Origin of the sequence: Paenibacillus sp. 32O-W (assembly GCF_007679495.1) — a bacterium.
GTDB classification, from domain to species: Bacteria; Bacillota; Bacilli; order Paenibacillales; family NBRC-103111; genus Paenibacillus_L; species Paenibacillus_L residui.
The window spans coordinates 1-1,866 of the sequence record NZ_VEGP01000139.1; the positions used below are offsets into that span (position 1 = coordinate 1).

Annotated in this window: 1 protein-coding gene; it reads left to right on the forward strand. The window is 48.2% G+C overall.

The genetic code is table 11. The features are described 5' to 3' along the window. The first annotated feature begins 452 nt into the window (after positions 1-452). Positions 453-1,751 carry a group II intron reverse transcriptase/maturase gene (gene ltrA / locus FS806_RS25135; RefSeq protein WP_027326583.1) on the forward strand — a complete coding sequence of 433 codons (1,299 nt, stop codon included), beginning with the start codon at positions 453-455 and terminating at the stop codon, positions 1,749-1,751. Positions 1,752-1,866: the final 115 nt, after the last annotated feature.

Here is a 1,866-nt window from a genome sequence, read left to right on the forward strand (position 1 = left end):
CGTCGCCAATAACGAGTCTTGGAGCGGGCATGGTAACATGTACGTTTAAGCGTAGACAGATAGGATGTAGGCCTGAAAGTGATTGAGCCTCGAAATGCATAAATCGGGAAGGCCGACGGTGTCAAAAGGCTGGAAGGCAACATTCCCCTAAGCGTTAAAGGTGAGCTTAGATGGGAGCTTCCCCGGGGTCGAAGAGCCAGGCATGCAGACCAATAATCACTCGGCAACTTGGGAGACCCTGACACTCTTCTCAAGTCGAGTACTCTTTAGGAATGACGTGAGGAGTATGGCGGACAAGCGCTGAAACGCAAGAAAGCCAAAAGGTAGTCAGGGAGTCGGATCGCCGCATAGTACCGAAGAAATCGATGTAATGTCGACGGAGGGAAGGCAGGCGACACAGAGATCGATCTTGGTAAGGAAACATTTCCTGCACAACGGAGGCAGAACCAAAAATGGAAACCAAATTAGCAAGAATAGCAAACATGGCGAAGTCCGACCCGAATCTAAGATTTACTTCCATTGGACACCTCATTCATGAGGAGGCGCTCATCGCATGTCATCGGAAGATGAAACCGGGTAAGGCAACAGGAGTAGATGGAGTAACAAAAGAGATGTACGAAAGTGATCTCGAAGCGAACGTAAAGAATCTCGTGGAGCGACTGAAAAAGAAAAGCTATCGACCCCTGCCAGCACGAAGGACGTATATCCCCAAGGATGAGAAAAGCAAGAGACCGCTCGGCATTCCCGCATACGAGGATAAATTGGTGCAAATGGCATTGAAACAACTACTCGAAGCGATATACGAGCAGGACTTTCTGGATCACTCCTATGGATTTCGTCCGAAACGAAGCATGCATGACGCATTAAAGCGAGTCACCTACATCATGGAACGCAAGAAGATGGCATATGTTGTCGACGCGGACATTTCCGGATTCTTTAATCATGTTGACCACGACTGGTTGATGAAGTTTCTAAACATACGGATTGGAGACCCAAACATCCATCGACTCGTGAAAAGAATGCTCATAGCAGGCATTCAAGAGGATGGAAAATTCGAACCGACAGAGGAAGGCACCCCTCAGGGCTCAGCTGTGTCGCCACTTCTAGCCAATATCTATTTACATTACGTACTAGACCTCTGGTTTGAAGTAGCGGTGAAGAAACAGCTGCGGGGTCAAGCGGAAATGGTGCGATTCGCAGATGACTTTGTGTGTATGTTCCAATACAAAGACGATGCCGAGCGATTCTACTATGCGTTACTCAAACGCTTGGCTAAATTCAATTTAACCGTAGCCGAAGAGAAGACCAAGATCATTCGTTTCGGTCGTTTCGCCGAGAGTGCAAGGAAGAAAGTTGGCCTGGGAAAGCCGGAAACGTTCGACTTTCTGGGATTTACCCATTACTGTGGGAAAAGTCGGACGGGCTCATTTCGGATCAAGCGCAAGACGAGCCGGAAGAAATTCAGGCAGAAGGTGAAGGCTTTTGACGAATGGATGAAGCAGGAGAGGCATAAGAAGCTAGCCTTAACCCTTCCAAAGGTTCGAGCGAAACTCATTGGCCACTACAGATACTACGGGATAACGGATAACTTTATAAGCATAAAGGCATTCGCTTATCTTGCACAGAAGTCGATGTTTAAATGGCTGAACCGCAGAAGCCAACGGCAGAGCTACACCAAAGCGGAATTCTATGACCACGTCGTGCGCTGGAAGCTACCCAAACCACATATCTACGTTAATATCTACAACTAAAAGCCATGGATTGTGAATGATCAATGTGAGGAGCCGTATGCGTTAATTGCGCACGTACGGATCTGTGAGGGGTAAGGGGCACAATCCTCGAAGGAAAGGCCCCGCCTACTCGACC

Coding starts and splice junctions, on each gene's coding strand:
- ltrA (WP_027326583.1), top strand. CDS start 453: ATGGAAACCAAATTAGCAAGAATAGCAAACATGGCGAAGTCCGACCCG.